General features: G+C 72.2%; 12 protein-coding genes and 3 pseudogenes. 11 read left to right on the top strand and 4 right to left on the bottom strand.

Annotated elements, in window-relative coordinates; genetic code table 11:
* Genes AOQ53_RS30055 through AOQ53_RS30045 form a run of 3 tightly spaced genes read left to right on the top strand, consistent with a single transcriptional unit; the run spans position 1 to position 3,685 of the window.
* Positions 1 to 531 carry a (2Fe-2S)-binding protein gene (locus AOQ53_RS30055; protein ID WP_059422006.1) on the top strand — a complete coding sequence of 177 codons (531 nt, stop codon included), beginning with the start codon at positions 1 to 3 and terminating at the stop codon, positions 529 to 531.
* Positions 528 to 1,532 carry an FAD binding domain-containing protein gene (locus AOQ53_RS30050; protein WP_059422004.1) on the top strand — a complete coding sequence of 335 codons (1,005 nt, stop codon included), beginning with the start codon at positions 528 to 530 and terminating at the stop codon, positions 1,530 to 1,532. The genes AOQ53_RS30055 and AOQ53_RS30050 overlap by 4 nt, the downstream gene beginning before the upstream one ends.
* Complete coding sequence (locus tag AOQ53_RS30045) at positions 1,529 to 3,685, top strand: xanthine dehydrogenase family protein molybdopterin-binding subunit (protein ID WP_059422003.1); 2,157 nt, start codon at positions 1,529 to 1,531, stop codon at positions 3,683 to 3,685. Before AOQ53_RS30050 ends, AOQ53_RS30045 begins: the two co-directional genes overlap by 4 nt.
* Before the next feature lie 3 nt (positions 3,686 to 3,688).
* Here AOQ53_RS30045 and AOQ53_RS44935 read toward each other — a convergent pair whose 3' ends face one another.
* Both AOQ53_RS44935 and AOQ53_RS46705 read right to left on the bottom strand, forming a co-directional pair.
* Positions 3,689 to 3,907, bottom strand: coding sequence for a hypothetical protein (locus tag AOQ53_RS44935; protein ID WP_167745779.1), 219 nt, complete (start codon positions 3,905 to 3,907; stop codon positions 3,689 to 3,691).
* 734 nt (positions 3,908 to 4,641) lie between these two features.
* Positions 4,642 to 5,439: pseudogene (locus AOQ53_RS46705) on the bottom strand (PucR family transcriptional regulator); the annotation flags it as partial.
* A gap of 190 nt (positions 5,440 to 5,629) precedes the next feature.
* On the opposite strand from AOQ53_RS46705, the gene AOQ53_RS30025 reads away from it, so the two are divergent.
* From AOQ53_RS30025 to AOQ53_RS43115, 5 genes are all read left to right on the top strand, one after another.
* Positions 5,630 to 6,556 carry a proline dehydrogenase family protein gene (locus AOQ53_RS30025; RefSeq protein ID WP_059421996.1) on the top strand — a complete coding sequence of 309 codons (927 nt, stop codon included), beginning with the start codon at positions 5,630 to 5,632 and terminating at the stop codon, positions 6,554 to 6,556.
* A 105-nt stretch (positions 6,557 to 6,661) separates the two neighbouring features.
* On the top strand, positions 6,662 to 8,293 hold the full coding sequence (pruA, locus tag AOQ53_RS30020) for an L-glutamate gamma-semialdehyde dehydrogenase (protein WP_059421994.1): 1,632 nt from the start codon (positions 6,662 to 6,664) through the stop codon (positions 8,291 to 8,293).
* Positions 8,294 to 8,661: 368 nt separating this feature from the next.
* Entirely contained in the window at positions 8,662 to 9,219 is a 558-nt protein-coding gene (locus AOQ53_RS40045) for a hypothetical protein (protein ID WP_063889003.1), read from the top strand.
* Between the two features lie 88 nt (positions 9,220 to 9,307).
* Positions 9,308 to 9,850, top strand: a complete 543-nt coding sequence (locus tag AOQ53_RS30010) for a GNAT family N-acetyltransferase (protein WP_059421992.1) — start codon at positions 9,308 to 9,310, stop codon at positions 9,848 to 9,850.
* 248 nt (positions 9,851 to 10,098) lie between these two features.
* Positions 10,099 to 10,239, top strand: a complete 141-nt coding sequence (locus AOQ53_RS43115) for a hypothetical protein (RefSeq protein ID WP_099054722.1) — start codon at positions 10,099 to 10,101, stop codon at positions 10,237 to 10,239.
* 72 nt (positions 10,240 to 10,311) lie between these two features.
* On the opposite strand, the gene AOQ53_RS30005 is transcribed toward AOQ53_RS43115, so the two are convergent.
* Positions 10,312 to 11,880: a purple acid phosphatase family protein gene (locus AOQ53_RS30005; RefSeq protein ID WP_059421989.1), complete on the bottom strand. Its 1,569-nt coding sequence runs from the start codon at positions 11,878 to 11,880 to the stop codon at positions 10,312 to 10,314.
* A 157-nt stretch (positions 11,881 to 12,037) separates the two neighbouring features.
* On the opposite strand from AOQ53_RS30005, the gene AOQ53_RS30000 reads away from it, so the two are divergent.
* Both AOQ53_RS30000 and AOQ53_RS29995 read left to right on the top strand, forming a co-directional pair.
* On the top strand, positions 12,038 to 13,081 hold the full coding sequence (locus tag AOQ53_RS30000) for a 3-isopropylmalate dehydrogenase (protein WP_059421987.1): 1,044 nt from the start codon (positions 12,038 to 12,040) through the stop codon (positions 13,079 to 13,081).
* Between the two features lie 242 nt (positions 13,082 to 13,323).
* On the top strand, positions 13,324 to 14,412 hold the full coding sequence (locus AOQ53_RS29995; protein WP_059421985.1) for a branched-chain amino acid aminotransferase: 1,089 nt from the start codon (positions 13,324 to 13,326) through the stop codon (positions 14,410 to 14,412).
* Positions 14,413 to 14,479: 67 nt separating this feature from the next.
* Here the strand turns inward: AOQ53_RS29995 and AOQ53_RS41820 are convergent.
* Positions 14,480 to 15,020, bottom strand: a pseudogene (locus AOQ53_RS41820) (cytosine permease); the annotation flags it as partial.
* On the opposite strand from AOQ53_RS41820, the pseudogene AOQ53_RS29990 reads away from it, so the two are divergent.
* Positions 15,005 to 15,294: pseudogene (locus AOQ53_RS29990) on the top strand (TetR family transcriptional regulator C-terminal domain-containing protein); the annotation flags it as partial. The pseudogenes AOQ53_RS41820 and AOQ53_RS29990 overlap by 16 nt on opposite strands.
* Positions 15,295 to 15,430: the final 136 nt, after the last annotated feature.

Raw genomic sequence — 15,430 nt, 5'->3', positions numbered from 1 at the left:
ATGGGAAACGACCAGCACCACTCGGAGACGACGCTCCGCGTCAACGGCAAACCCCACACCCTCACCGTCGACCACCGGCGGGTCCTGCTGGACCTCCTGCGGGAGGATCTGGACCTCACGGGCGCCAAGAAGGGCTGCGACCACGGCCAGTGCGGCGCCTGCACGGTCCTGGTGGACGGACGGCGCGTCAACAGCTGTCTGCTGTTCGCGGTCACCCTGGACGGCTGTGAGGTCACGACCGTCGAGGGGCTCTCCGGCGACGGGGAGGAACCGCACCCGCTGCAACGGGCCTTCCTGGAACGTGACGCCTTCCAGTGCGGCTACTGCACCCCGGGGCAGATCTGCTCCGCGGCCGGCATGCTCGCCGAGGCGGCGGCCGGTCACCCCTCGCACGTCACCGACCCGGCGACGCCCTCGGCCGAGCCGGTGCCGCTGGACCGGGCGGAGATCCGGGAGCGGCTGAGCGGCAACCTGTGCCGGTGCGGTGCGTATCCCCGGATCGTCGAGGCCGTGGAGGACGTGATCCCGTGAAGGAGTTCGCCTACGTCCGCGCCGGGAGCGTCGAGGAGGCGACCGCCGCGTACGCCTCCCACGCCGGTGCCCGTTATCTCGGCGGCGGCACCAACCTCGTCGATCTGATGAAGCTCGGCGTCGAACGGCCCGCCGCCCTCGTCGACGTCACGCGTCTGCCGCTGGACGCGGTGGAGGAGCTGCCGGACGGTGCGCTGCGGATCGGGGCGATGGTCCGCAACAGCGACCTCGCGGCCCACCCCCTCGTGCGCGACCGGTACCCGGCGCTGTCGCAGGCGGTACTCGCGGGCGCCTCGGGACAGTTGCGCAACGCGGCGACGACCGGCGGAAACCTCCTCCAGCGCACCCGGTGCCCCTACTTCCAGGACCTGGCGAAGCCGTGCAACAAGCGCGAGCCGGGCAGCGGCTGCGGCGCGCGGGGCGGAGTCCACCGTGATCACGCGGTGCTGGGGCACTCCGAGCACTGCATCGCCACCCATCCGTCGGACATGGCGGTGGCGCTGGCCGCTCTGGACGGGCGTGTCGAGCTGTACGGCCCCGAGGGCGCCCGGAGTGTCGCGGCGGCGGACTTCCACCGGCTGCCCGGGGACCGGCCGGAACAGGACACCGAGATCCGCGCCGGCGAACTCGTCACCGGCGTGGTGCTGCCGGTCGGCACGGCCGGGCTGCCGTCGGCGTACCGCAAAGCCCGCGACCGCGCCTCGTACGCCTTCGCGCTCGCGTCCGTCGCGGCCGTGCTGCGGGTGTCGGACGGTGTGGTCGCCGACGTGGGGCTCGCGTTCGGGGCGCTGGCGCACCGGCCGTGGCGGGCCCGGCGGGCGGAGGAGGCGCTGCTGGGTGCGGCTCCGACCGCCGCCGCGTTCGAGCACGCGGTCGGCCTGGAACTGTCCGCGGCGCAGCCGCTGCGCGACAACGCCTACAAGGTGCCGCTGGCCCGGGGGATCGCCGTGGACGTGCTGTCCCGGCTCGCGGACGCGGCGCTGAGGAGGAGGACTTCATGACCGGCAGCGTGGGAGCCCCCGCCGAGCGCCGGGAGGGACGGGAGAAGGTCAGCGGCACCGCCCGCTACGCCGCCGAGTACCACTGCCCCGGCCGGGCCCAGGCGTGGCCCGTGCCGGCGGCTGTCGCCCGGGGCCGGGTGACCGGCGTCGACACGGCGGCCGCCCTGGCCGTACCCGGTGTGCTCACCGTCCTCACCCACGAGAACGCGCCGCGGCTCGCCGAGCCGGACGATCCCACGCTCGCCGTGCTCCAGAACCCCCGGGTTCCGCACCGCGGCTGGTTCGTGGCCCTGGTGGTGGCCGAGACCCTGGAGGCGGCGCGGGCCGGTGCCGCCGCGGTCCGCGTCGACTACGCCGCCGAGGAACACGATGTGACCCTCACCGCGTCGCACCCGGGTGTGTACGTCCCCGAGGAGGCAGGCGCCGGCTATCCGGCCGTCCGCGAACGGGGCGACCCCGACGGCGCGTTCGGTTCCTCGGCCGCCCGGGTCGATGTCGCCTACCGGGTGCCGCCGTTGCACAACCATCCCATGGAGCCGCACGCCAGCACCGCCCGCTGGGACGACGGCCGGCTCACCGTGCACACCTCCAGCCAGGGCGCCGGTGCCGTGCGGGGCGTGCTCGCCGGGCTGTTCGGCATTCCCGAGGAGCGGATCGTCGTCACCGCCGAGCACGTCGGCGGCGGCTTCGGTTCCAAGGGCACGCCACGGCCGGACGTGGTGCTCGCCGTGATGGCGGCGCGGCAGACCGGTCGGGCTGTCACGGTGGCACTGCCCCGCCGGTATCTGCCCGCTGTCGTCGGGCATCGTGCGCCCACCCTGCACCGGCTGCGGCTCGGCGCCGACGCTGACGGACGCCTCACCTCCCTCGTGCACGAGGTCACGACGCACACCTCCCGGATCAAGGAGTTCGTGGAGCAGGCGGCGGTCCCGGCGCGCGTGATGTACGCGTCGCCCCACAGCCGTACGGAGCACCGGGTCGCGGCGCTGGACGTACCCTCGCCGTCGTGGATGCGGGCGCCGGGCGAAGCCCCGGGGATGTACGCGCTGGAGTCCGCCATGGACGAACTCGCCGGCGAACTGGGCATGGACCCGGTCGAACTGCGCGTCCGCAACGAACCGGACGCCGAACCCGACAGCGGCAAGCCGTTCAGCAGCCGGCACCTGGTGGAGTGTCTGCGTGAGGGCGCCCGCCGCTTCGGGTGGGCCGGGCGCGATCCCCGGCCGGGCTCCCGCCGGGAAGGACCTCTGGTGCTGGGGACGGGTGTGGCGGCGGCGACGTATCCCGTCATGGTGTCGCCCGCCACGGCGTCGGCCCGCGCACTGCCCGACGGCACGTTCCTGGTGCGGATCAACGCCACGGACATCGGTACGGGGGCCCGGACCGTGCTCGCGCAGGTCGGCGCCGACGCCCTCGGCGTGCCCCTGGAGCGGGTGCGGATCGAGGTCGGCAGCACCGAGCTCCCGTCGGCGCCACTGGCCGGCGGCTCGTCCGGCACCGCCTCCTGGGGCTGGGCGGTCCACGAGGCCGGCGCCCGGCTGGCGCGGCGGCTGGCCGAGCACCCGGGACCGCTGCCCGAGCAGGGCCTCGACACCCGCGCCGACACCCAGGGCTCGGCGGACGCCGAGAGCGACTGGGCGCGGCACGCCTTCGGGGCGCACTTCGCCGAAGTCGCCGTGGACACGGTCACCGGCGAGGTCCGGGTCGGCCGGCTGCTCGGGACATACGCCGCGGGGCGCATCCTCAACGCCCGTACCGCACGCTCCCAGTTCGTCGGCGGCATGACGATGGGCCTGGGCATGGCGCTGACCGAGGGGAGCACGATGGACGCCGCGTTCGGTGACTTCACGGAGTCGGATCTGGCGTCGTATCACGTGCCGGTGCACGCCGACGTCGCCGCGATCGAGGCGCACTGGCTGGACGAGGACGATCCCTGTCTCAATCCCATGGGCAGCAAGGGGATCGGGGAGATCGGCATCGTCGGGACGGCCGCGGCGATCGGCAACGCGGTCTACCACGCCACCGGCGTCCGCTTCCGTGAACTCCCCCTGACGCCGGACCGGGTGCTGGCCGGGCTGCTCGACCGCCGCGCGGCCGGCCACGCCCGGACCGGTCCCGCTACAGGCGGATCCGGTCCGGTGCGGGGCGCGTAGGCGTCACTCCGCCATCCGGCGTGCCTCGGGCGCCGGCGCGGACGCCCACTGTCTGCGCGCGAGAGGCGCCACCATACGGAAGACCAGGGCGACGACGGCCGGCAGTGCCCCGCACACGGCGGCCGCGGCGGCGAGCCACGGCGGGGCGAGCGCGAGGTCCACGGCCCGGGACAGGGACGCAGACGGGAAGGAGTCCCCGTACGCCTGGGCCGCAGCCAGCACTGTGGGTACCACCACCGCCCCGGCCGGCACAGGCCACCTCCGGCGGCAGCGCGGTGAGCAGCCGGAACGGCCCGATCGACGCCCGCTGGGCGACGGGCCCCAGCCGGGGCTCGGCCGACGCGGCCCGTGCCGCCGCCGACGCCTCCCGCCAGGCCGTTCCCAGCTCGGCGAGGCCGGAGCGGGGCGTTGCGAGACCGGCGGCCGCGGCTGCCGGCTCCGCGCGAGGCGCTGCCGGCCGGGCCGGACGGAGCGGTGCCGGCCGGTCCGTGGGAGGAGGCTCCCGGCTGTCCGGCCCGGGCATCGGCGGAGGCGCCCCGCGGGCCGCCGGCCGGTCCCTGAGGGGGTGACCCGCCCGCTCCGGACGACGGAGTGCCCGTGGCAGGCCTGCCCGAGGCACGGGCAGCGGCTCCGCCCGAGGCATTGCCGGTCGCTCCGCGTGAGGCGCTGCCGGTCGTTCCGCCCGAAGTGTTGCCGGTTGCTGGGCGTGAGGTGCTGCTGGTCGTTCCGCCTGAGGTACTACTGGTTGTTCCGCCCGAGGCGTTGCCGGGCGCTCCGCGTGAGGCGCTGCCGGTCGCTTCGCCCGAGGGGTCGGCGGTTGCTCCGCCCGAAGCCGTGCCCGCTCCGCCCGCAGTGCTGCCGGTTGTCCCGCCCGAAGCACTGACGGTCGCTCCGCCCGAACCCGTGCCGGTCGCTCCCCGCGAGGTGCCGCCAGTCGCTCCGTGCGGGGTCGTGCCGGTCGTGGCCCGCGCGGCGGGGCCGCCCGGCACGCTTCCCCCGCCCGCCCGCTCCAGCAGACGGGCTGCCGCTGTCGTCGCCGGAGTCAGTACGTCCGCCGAGCGCAGGCGGATCAGGACGGCCACGCACTGGGACGAAGCCCCCCACGGCAGGGTGCACAGGGCTGTCGCGCCCGGCATCGTGCGGACCGACGGGGCGTCGTCGGGGTCGGCCGTGGGCCAGGGGGCGACGCAGAGCACCGTGTGGAGGCCGTCGGCGCGGGGGCCGAGGGCGGTGCGGAGTTCCGCGATGGCCATGTCGCGCTGCCAGTCGCGGTCGGCGGTGAGGACGGCCCGCAGTTCGCGGCTGAGGTCGGCACCGTGCTGGGCCTCGTCCGCCAGCAGCGCGCCGATCCTGGCCGTGACCTGCATGGCGGCGGACAGCTGGCGTTCACTCGGGCCGGGATCGTCGTCGAGCAGCCAGACGTAGCCGTGAACCACGCCCCGGTGGCGGACCGGCAGGCAGATCCGGCCCCGGTACACCCCGGCCTCCGGCGTCGGCGGGATACGGACCGGGCCGGTCGCACGCGTGATGCCGAAGCCCTCGAACCACGCCCGGACGGCCGCCGTGGAGCGGCGGGTGAGGATCGAGCGGGTGCGCACCGGGTCCAGGGCCGACGGATCGAGATCGCCCTCACTGTCGTACGCGCCGAAGGCGATCAGCTCGAAGTCCCGGTTCTCCAGCGTCGCGGGCGCCCCGAGCAGCTCCGAGATCTCGTCGACCAGTTCCTCGTAGTCACCCCTGTGTTCCGACGTCATCCAGGCATTGTCCCGCACTTCACAGGACCCTTCATACATCTGTCTGAGATCTGCGGCACGGATGCGTGACAGCTGTCGATGGCCGACGAACGGAGGGATCCTTAGGTTTCACGGTGGTTCTCCGTGCCGTACCCGAAGCGTCATCCGCCCGGCGTCCGGCCATCCGCTGGTTGTGCTCTGGAGGTGCCCCGTGCTGGGTCCCGTGATTCTCGCCGCGTCGCGCAGCGACCGGATGCGACGCCTGGTTTCGGCGGCCCCGGTGACCAAACAGGTCGTCGACCGATTCATCGCGGGCGAGGACGTCGACGACGTCGTGCCGGTCATCCGGGAGCTCACCGGGCAGGGCCTGGAGCTGACGATGGACGTCGTCGGCGAGGACATCACCAACCCCGCTCAGGCCGCCGCCGCACGGGACGCCTACCTGGAGCTGATCGACCGCCTGAAGCCGCTGGAGCTCGGCACCCGCGCCGAGATGTCGGTGAAGCTGTCGATGTTCGGGCAGGCGCTGGACGGCGGCCACGAACTGGCCCTGGCCAATGTCCGCCCGGTCGTCGAGGCCGCCGCCGAGATCGGCACGACGGTCACCCTGGACGCCGAGGACCACACCACCCTCGACTCGATGTTCGCCATCCACGAGGAGCTGCGGAAGGACTTCCCGCAGACGGGCTGCGTCATCCAGGCGTACCTCTTCCGCACCGAGGCCGACGCCCGCCGCCTCGCCGCGAACGGCAGCCGGGTGCGCCTGGTCAAGGGCGCGTACAAGGAGCCTGGCTCGGTCGCGTATCTGGACAAACGCGAGGTTGATCGGGCATACGTTCGGATCCTCGGGGCGTTGATGGAGGGGGAGGGGTACCCGATGATCGGGTCCCACGACCCGCGCTTGATCGCCATCGGCCAGGAGCTCGCCCACCGCGCCGGGCGAAAGCTCGACGAGTACGAGTTCCAGATGCTCTACGGCATCCGCACCGAGGAGCACCTGCGGCTGGCCGCCGAGGGTCACCGGATGCGCGTGTACACGGCATACGGCACCGACTGGTACGGCTACTTCATGCGGCGACTCGCGGAGAAGCCGGCCAACCTGCGCTTCTTCGCCCGCTCGATGCTGACAAAGGGCTGAGAGCCCAACGAGGGATGAAGCCCGACAAGGGCTGAGGCTCACCAAGGACTGAGGCTCGTCAAGGGCTGAGACCGAATCACCGCTCAGTAAGGAGTTACGGAAAACATGGACGCTGTGACCCAGGTCCCCACCCCCGTCAACGAGCCGGTGCACGGCTATGCCCCCGGCTCGCCCGAGCGTGCCCGGCTGGAGGCCAGGCTGAAGGAGCTGGCCGACAACCCCGTCGACCTGCCCTGCACCATCGGTGGCGAGAAGCGGATGGGCGGCGGTGAGGCCTTCAAGGTCGTCCAGCCGCACAACCACCAGGCCGTGCTCGGCACGTACCGCAACGCCACGCAGCAGGACGCCCAGGATGCCGTCGACGCGGCCCTGGCCGCAGCGCCCGCCTGGCGCGCGATGTCCTTCGACGACCGCGCGGCGATCATCCTGCGCGCCGCCGAGCTGCTGTCCGGCCCCTGGCGCGAGACGCTCGCCGCCTCCACCATGCTCGGCCAGTCCAAGACCGCCCAGCAGGCCGAGATCGACACGCCCTGCGAGCTGATCGACTTCTGGCGGTTCAACGTCTCCTACGCCCGCAAGCTCCTGGCCGAGCAGCCCCCGGCCAACGCCCCGGGCGTGTGGAACCGGCTGGACCACCGCCCGCTGGAGGGCTTCGTCTACGCGATCACGCCCTTCAACTTCACCGCCATCGCGGGCAACCTGCCGACGGCTCCCGCCCTGATGGGCAACGTGGTCGTGTGGAAGCCGTCCCCGACGCAGACCCACGCGGCCGTGCTGCTCATGCAGCTGCTGGAGGAGGCGGGCCTGCCCAAGGGCGTCATCAACCTCGTCACCGGCGACGGCATCGAGGTCTCCAAGGTCGCCCTGGAGCACCGCGACCTCGCCGGCATCCACTTCACCGGCTCGACCAAGACCTTCCAGTACCTGTGGAAGACGGTCGGCAACAACATCGAGAAGTACCGCACCTACCCGCGTCTGGTCGGCGAGACCGGCGGCAAGGACTTCCTCGTCGCCCACCCGTCGGCGGACCCGGCGATCCTGAAGACGGCGCTGACCCGCGGTGCCTTCGAGTACCAGGGCCAGAAGTGCAGCGCCACGTCCCGCGCGTACATCCCCGCCTCGATCTGGAACTCCGGCTTCAAGGAGGAGTGGGCCGCCGAGGTCGACGGCATCAAGATGGGTGACGTCACCGACCTGTCGAACTTCATCGGTGCCGTCATCGACGAGCGTGCCTTCGCCAAGAACAAGGCCGCCATCGACCGGGCCAAGGAGGACCCCACCTGCACGATCGTCGCGGGCGGCGCGTACGACGACTCCGAGGGCTGGTTCGTCCGCCCGACCGTCATCGAGTGCGCCGACGCCGAGAACGAGGTCTTCCGTACCGAGTACTTCGGCCCGGTCATCGCCGTGCACGTCTACGAGGACGACCGGTACGACGAGATGCTGACGCAGATGGAGTCCGTCTCCGACTACGCCCTGACCGGCTCGGTCATCGCGAACGACCGCGCGGCGGCGGCGTACACCGCGAACAAGCTCCGCTACGCGGCCGGCAACTTCTACATCAACGACAAGTCGACCGGCGCCGTCGTCGGCCAGCAGCCCTTCGGCGGCGGCCGTGCCTCCGGCACCAACGACAAGGCCGGCGCCCCGCAGAACCTGATGCGCTGGACCCTGACCCGCGCCATCAAGGAGACGCTGGTCCCGCCGACCGACTACACCTACCCGCACATGGGCTGAGCCCCGCGGCACCGACGGGCCGGGTCGTACGACCCGGCCCGTCGGCGTCTCCCGTCCGGCAGACTCCCGGGCACGGGCACGGTGACGGCCGACGACGGCGTACGGCTGTGGGTGGCGAGGTCGGGCCGGGGGCGCGCCGCTGGTGCTGTGCCACGGCGGCCCTGGCCTGTGGGAGATGTCCGAGGACGTGGCCGGCCCGCTCGGCGACCTGGCCACGGTGATCCGCTTCGACCAGCGTGGCTGCGGGCGCTCACAGCCGTGCGACGGGCCGTGGACCGTGGAGCGCTTCGTGGCCGATCTCGGCGCGTACGCCGGCACTTCGGGCTGGACCGGACGGCCCTGCTGGGCCACTTCTGAGGCGCGCGGCGTTGAGCTACGCCCTGGCCTACCCGGAGCGGGTGAGCGCGCTGGTCTACGTGGCCGGGACGGGCATCGGGCCGGAGGCGGACTGGCGCACCGAGTTCGAGGACAACCTGCTGGCCCGGCTCGGCGAGCACCCCGAACGGCTCACCCGCCGACGGGAGTTGACGGGCGGCCCGCGGCGGACCGCCGAGGAGGAGCGCGAGGGCGCGGCCCTCCAGTGGCCGAGCGAGTTCGAGGACCGCGAGCGGGCACTGGAACACGCCGAGCGGATGGCCACCCCCTGGTTCGGGAGCAACGTCGAGTGCCACAGGGTGCTCAACGCCGAGGCGAGGAGCCTCTGCGGCACCCCGGCCCTGGAGGCCGCCTGCCAGGCCCTGGACGTGCCCGTGCTCATCGCCGACGGTGCCCGGGGACATCCGGCCGCGCTCGGCGGTGGACTCACCGGAGCGGGCCCTGCCGTGCGTGTCCCGGGTGATGGTGCCGGAGGCCGGTCACCTGCCGTGGGTGGAGGATCCGCGGGCTTCCGGGAGGCGGCCGCGGCGGGTCTCGGGCCCGGGGCGTGACGTGCCCGGGGAGCGCTGGGCCGCCGCGCTCGCATAACCGGTCGAGAGCGACGCGGCCCGTTCGGATACTGGGCGGATGACCACGCCCATGACCACCCGCGCGCGCACCGCCCACACCGCCGACCTCACCCCCGCCGAACTCGACGCCGTACGGGCCCTGCTGGACGCCGCCTTCGACGGCGACTTCGGTGACGAGGACTGGGACCACGGCCTCGGAGGCATGCACGCCCTCGTGCACGACGGCTCCGGGCTCGCCGCGCACGGAGCGGTCGTGATGCGCCGGGTGCGGCACCGCGGCCGGTGGCTGCGCGCCGGGTACGTCGAGAACGTCGCCGTACGCGCCGACGCCCGCCGCACCGGCCTCGGCGGACAGGTCATGGCGGAGCTGGAACGCGTCATCGACCGCGCCTACGACCTCGGCGCGCTCTCCGCCAGCGAGGACGGCACCCGGCTCTACACCTCCCGCGGCTGGCGGCTGTGGCGCGGCCAGGTGCACGCCCTCAGCCCGCGCGACGGCGTCGTCCGCCTGCCGGATGAAGAGGACAGCACCTACGTCCGGCCCGCCCTCGCCGGTCCGCTCGACCCCGCGTGCGAACTGGTCTTCGACTGGCGCGACGGAGACGTGCTCTAGGGATCGCCGCAGGTCAGTGCGGTGCGATGTAGTCCACCGTCTCAGATAGTAGGAAGTCCGAGTAATTGTGGAGACAGACGCTCCGGTCTCCCTTAGTTTTGTAGGAGCCGAACGTCTCGCTCGACCAAGCGAATGGCGGTCGTGAGCCGGGCCCCGTGCAGGCAACCCCTGCGGCACCGCTCCCCGCCCCATCCGGCGTCTCGTAACCCTCCCTTTGCACTCCGTGCTGTCGAAGGAGTCGATTTCCCATGGCCGAGACGACCGTCCGCCGCCGAGTCCGTCACGTCTCCCGTACGAGCGAGTCCGACCGCAAGAACGCCGCCGCCGCGCTCCAGCGCGCCCTCGACCGCAGGGACAACGGAGGATCGACCGGTCACTCAGGTCACTGAGCGCATTGACCGGTCACTGAGCCGCAACACCCCTGGTCCGGGAGCCGCACCCGACGAGGCGCGGTGCGGGGCTCACGCCCCGCGCCGCACCTCGAAATGGTCGATCCGCTCACCGCTCGATGCCAGCGCCGACACCTTCAGCCTCGGCGCGGCGCCGCTCTCCGCCTCCACCGAGAGGAACGAGAAACCGCGGTAGCGCACCCGCGACCACTGCACGGACTCCGCCTTGGTGTCCCGGGACTTCGTCCACCGGAACGTGCCGACCGACTCGCGGTCGGCGGTGTTCCCCTCGTAGCTCTCCTTCACGCCGTCGGGGAAGCCGTACAGTTCCTTGCCGCCACCACCGGCCGTGACGTACACGATCCCGTCCCGCCGTGGGTCCGTCGTCCCGCCGACCGGTATCGGCCTGCCCACCTCGCCGTTCCGGATGGCGTCGGTGCGCTCGTAGACGTGGTTGTGCCCGTTGATCACCAGGTCCACCTGGTGCTTGGCGAACAGCGGCAGCCACTCGGCGCGTACCCCGCCGTCGGAGGCGTGCGTGGACGTCGAGTACGCGCAGTGGTGGAAGAAGACGACGACGAAGTCGACGGAAGCGTCGTCCCGCAGTTCGCCGAGCTTCCTGTCCAGCCACTTCGTCTGCCGGCCCTCCGTGTAACCGAAGTTGGCGGGGATCTCGTACGAGACGTCGTTCGCGTCCAGCGCGACCACGCCGACGTTGCCGTACGTGAAGGCGTACACGCCCGGTGCCGTGCGCGCGTCGAAGCCGTTGTCCGGAAGGGAGAACCGGGCGAGTTGGCCGCCGTAGCCGTCCGGGGAGTACCAGGCCTCCATGTCGTGGTTGCCGGTCGTCACCATCCACGGCACCGACCTGGCCACCGGCTCGGTCTGCTTCAGGAACCGGTCCCACTGCCCGGCGTCGAAGACGTCCGACTCCTTGCCCTTGCCGGTCGGGTCGGCGTAGCAGATGTCGCCGGCGTGGAGGTGGAACGCCGGGTTTCGGCGCAGCAGCAGACGGTCGTTGAGGGCCGCCTCCTCGCCGACGCCCTGGTCGCCGAACGCGGTGAACACGAACCGCTCGGGCGGCCTCGCGGGTGCTGTGCGGAAGGACGTGACGGTCGACCGGTGCCGCGGGGACGCCGGGTCGAAGCCCTCGTGGCCGACGCCGTAGTAGTACGTCGTGTCCGGGCGCAGTCCGTCCAGGGCCGCGTGCAGGTAGTACTGCTCGACGGCCGGCCGTACGCCCTTCAGCTCCGGGGTGTGCAGGTCGCGCAGCTCCGCCTCGATCCTGCGGCCGAGGTCGTCGGGGCGCAGGCCCACCCGGACGTACGGCCTGCGCACCGCCAGCGGCACCTGCCAGGAGATCCGCATCTGCGTCTTCGGGTCGGCGCCGAAGGCGAGGTGGCGGCCGAAGGGAGTGATGTAGGAGCCCGGCGCCTTCGACGTGCTCGGCGACGGGCTTCTGGTCGCCGTAGCGCTCCCCGGCCCGGAGCCGGAACAGCCGGTCAGCAGACCGCCCGCGACCGCGCCCGCCGTCACCAGCGTGCGGCGCCGCGACAGCCGCGTGCGCAGGTACTCGTGCTGTTCCGCCATGGTCATCCGGCGTGCGAGCTCGGGCGGGATGCCGAAGTGGGGGATCTCCATGTCGGGTCAACTTCCCAGCGAACGCCAACATCCGCCCCACGCGCGGGTGAACGGAAACCGTCGGCCGAGTGCGATCCCCGCCGGGCGGGTGCCGTAGCGCCTGTCCGCATCACGGACACCCTGTGTCATCCCATGGGACGAGGAGTAGGGTGCCCGCATGTCTCGCAGCATCAATCTCGCAGTGATTCCCGGTGACGGCATCGGCCAGGAAGTCGTGGCCGAAGGCCTGAAGGTCCTCTCCGCCGTCCTTCCGCAGGATGTGAAGCTGGAGACCAAGGAGTACGACTTCGGCGCCAAGCGTTACCACGCCACCGGTGAGACCCTCACCGACGCCGACCTCGACGCCCTGAAGAAGCACGACGCCATCCTGCTCGGCGCGATCGGCGACCCGGGCGTGCCGTCCGGCGTCCTGGAGCGCGGCTTCCTGCTGAAGCTCCGCTTCGCCTTCGACCACCACGTCAACCTGCGTCCGTCGAAGCTGCTGCCGGGTGTCGCCACCCCGCTGGCCGGCGAACCGCAGATCGACTTCGTCGTGGTGCGCGAGGGCACCGAGGGCCCGTACACCGGCAACGGCGGCACGATCCGCAAGGGCACCGAGCACGAGGTCGCCACCGAGGTGTCCGTGAACACGGCCTTCGGTGTCGAGCGCGTGGTCCGCGACGCCTTCGCGCGTGCCCAGGCCCGTCCCCGCAAGAAGCTGGCGCTGATCCACAAGAACAACGTGCTGACCTTCGCGGGGCACCTGTGGACCAACATCTTCAACAAGGTGGCCGAGGAGTTCCCCGAGGTCACCACCGAGTACATGCACGTCGACGCGGCGACGATCTACCTGGTCACCCAGCCCGAGCGCTTCGACGTGATCGTCACCGACAACCTCTTCGGCGACATCATCACCGACCTCGCCGCGGCCGTCTCCGGCGGCATCGGCGTGGCGGCCTCCGGCAACATCAACCCGTCCGGAGAGTTCCCCTCGATGTTCGAGCCCGTGCACGGCTCGGCCCCGGACATCGCCGGCCAGGGCAAGGCCGACCCGACCGCCACGGTGCTGTCCGTCGCCCTGCTCCTGCGCCACCTCGGCTACGAGGCCGAGGCCGCCCGTATCGACGAGGCGGTCTCCGCCGACCTGTCGGAGCGCACCGGCAAGCCCGCCCGCTCCACCTCGGAGATCGGCGACGCGCTCGCCGTACGAGTAGCCGGCTGACCCGCCGCTGCCTTCCGCAAGCCGCCGGGTCGCATCCGCACCCGGCGGCTTCCGCATGTTCCCGCCGGGTGTCACCATCGACCACCGGGCCGCATTCACGCCGTTCCGTCCTCCGTCGCCCCCGGGCGATAATCGAACGCGAGGCCGCGGAACGAGGGAATGCTCGGACGTCCTAGCACTGGTCACCATCAGAGCTGTACCGAGCGCGGCCCGTCACTACAACCGGTGAAGGACTTCAACCCATGACGACGCCCACGATCGAGCTCAAGCCGTCCGCCAACCCGCTCTCCGCCGCAGAACGGGAGGCGATCCTGGCCAACCCCGGGTTCGGCCGCCACTTCACCGACCACATGGTGACGATCAAGTGGACGGAGGGCCGCGGCTGGCACGACGGCCAGCTCGTGCCGTACGCGCCGATCTCCCTCGACCCCGCCACCACGGTCCTGCACTACGCGCAGGAGATCTTCGAGGGGCTGAAGGCCTACCGCCGCCCCGACGGCTCGGTCGCCACGTTCCGTCCGGAGAAGAACGCCGAGCGCTTCCAGAGCTCCGCGCGCCGGCTGGCGATGCCCGAGCTGCCGGTCGAGACGTTCATCGAGGCATGTGACGCCCTGGTGAAGCAGGACAAGGCGTGGGTGCCGGCGCACGGCGGGGAGGAGTCCCTCTACCTGCGCCCGTTCATGATCGCCACCGAGGTCGGGCTGGGTGTGAAGCCGGCGAACGAGTACCTGTTCCTGGTGATCGCCTCCCCGGCCGGCGCGTACTTCCCGGGCGGCGTCAAGCCGGTCTCCATCTGGGTCTCCGAGGACCGCGTCCGCGCCGTCCCCGGCGGCATGGGCGACGCCAAGACCGGCGGCAACTACGCGGCGTCCCTGCTGGCGCAGGCCGAGGCCGCGACGAAGGGCTGCGACCAGGTCTGCTACCTCGACGCGGTCGAGCACGAGTGGGTCGAGGAGCTGGGCGGCATGAACCTGTACTTCGTGTACGGGAACAAGATCGTCACGCCGTCCCTCACCGGTTCGATCCTGGAGGGCGTCACCCGCGACTCGTTGCTCGCCGTCGCCCGTGACCTCGGATACGAGGCCGAGGAGGGCCGGGTCTCGGTCGACCAGTGGCAGCGGGACTCGGAGAACGGGTCGCTCACGGAGGTGTTCGCCTGCGGTACGGCCGCGGTGATCACGCCGGTCGGTACGGTGAAGCGCGCCGGGGCCGAGTGGCAGCAGAGCGGGGGAGAGCCGGGCGAGGTCACGCTCCGGCTCCGCCAGGCGCTGCTCGACATTCAGCGCGGCACGGCGGAGGACAAGCACGGCTGGATGCACCAGCTGGGCTGAGTCCGACCACCCACCCGGGGCTCCGCCCCCGGAGCCCCTGCCTGTGCCCGCCCACCACCCGAATCGCTCAGGCAAGAAGCAGGGCCCTGATCGGTCGGGCAGGAAACCCGGGCTTGCTGCCTCGGCCCCGGACTCCATCCGCACGGAATCCGGGGCCGGCAGCGCATACGCCGCCCCGCCCCGACAGCAGGAAGCAGCAGTCCACCCCGCCGGTCAGCGGGCCCTCGTACGACGGCAGGGACACCGCCAGGACGCCGACGGGTGCGCCGGCCGCCCAGGGGGCGGTCGCCGGGATGTTCCAGCCGGCGCGGTACCGGCAGACGCCGCCTCGCGCGCGGCGGTTGAAGACCTGGAGGGCGTCCGCGTCGTGGATCCCGCCGTAGCGGGCGAAGCCGATGAGGGTGATGACCGCTCAGGGCGTGCCGATCGCCGTCAGCGGCAGGACGAAGGCAGTCATCGCGTTCTGCGCGGTCGAGTGGTGGTGCCCGGCGAAGACACAAGGCCGTGGCGACACGGCGACCGTGTACGTGGCCCTGGACCGTGAGGCGCGCGGCAGGATCGCGTCCAGGGCCCATCGAATACGGCATCAGGCCCGCGTCGGACGCTGTGGCTGGAGGTCTGGAACCGCTCGCGAGCGCTGCCGTCGACGCGGACGCCCGCGACCGGCAGACCGCCATCGAGGGCGTCTGGCACCGTGACCTGGTCGCCCTGCTCGCCGAGGGCATCTCGCGGGGCGAGTTCCGCAGCGTCGACCCGGACCGGTTCGCCGCCCGCCTGCGGGCGCTGCTGACCGGTTTCGCCATCCATGTGGCGATCGGCCTGCGCGGCACGGACCGGGCCCAAGCCCTCCGGCACGTACACGAGTTCCTCGCCGACAGCCTCTCGCGGACGCCTGAACTCCTGCCCGGGTTGTACTCAATACGACGGATTGACCCTGTGGTCCGTGGTGCTGTTGGCTCTGGGGAGCCCTCGGCGCGGGGCCGGGGGAGATGCGTCAACGGGGAACACAGGGGGAACA

It is taken from the genome of Streptomyces azureus, assembly GCF_001270025.1.
Lineage (GTDB): Bacteria > Actinomycetota > Actinomycetes > Streptomycetales > Streptomycetaceae > Streptomyces > Streptomyces azureus.
This window is presented reverse-complemented; position numbering and strand designations above follow the sequence as displayed.

Bases quoted from the DNA above. Each gene is read 5' to 3' on its own strand.
- AOQ53_RS29995 (WP_059421985.1), top strand. From the start codon at position 13,324: ATGACGACGCCCACGATCGAGCTCAAGCCGTCCGCCAACCCGCTCTCC.
- AOQ53_RS30000 (WP_059421987.1), top strand. From the start codon at position 12,038: ATGTCTCGCAGCATCAATCTCGCAGTGATTCCCGGTGACGGCATCGGC.
- AOQ53_RS30045 (WP_059422003.1), top strand. From the start codon at position 1,529: ATGACCGGCAGCGTGGGAGCCCCCGCCGAGCGCCGGGAGGGACGGGAG.
- AOQ53_RS30005 (WP_059421989.1), bottom strand. From the start codon at position 11,880: ATGGAGATCCCCCACTTCGGCATCCCGCCCGAGCTCGCACGCCGGATG.
- AOQ53_RS30010 (WP_059421992.1), top strand. From the start codon at position 9,308: ATGACCACCCGCGCGCGCACCGCCCACACCGCCGACCTCACCCCCGCC.
- pruA (WP_059421994.1), top strand. From the start codon at position 6,662: ATGGACGCTGTGACCCAGGTCCCCACCCCCGTCAACGAGCCGGTGCAC.
- AOQ53_RS30055 (WP_059422006.1), top strand. From the start codon at position 1: ATGGGAAACGACCAGCACCACTCGGAGACGACGCTCCGCGTCAACGGC.
- AOQ53_RS43115 (WP_099054722.1), top strand. From the start codon at position 10,099: ATGGCCGAGACGACCGTCCGCCGCCGAGTCCGTCACGTCTCCCGTACG.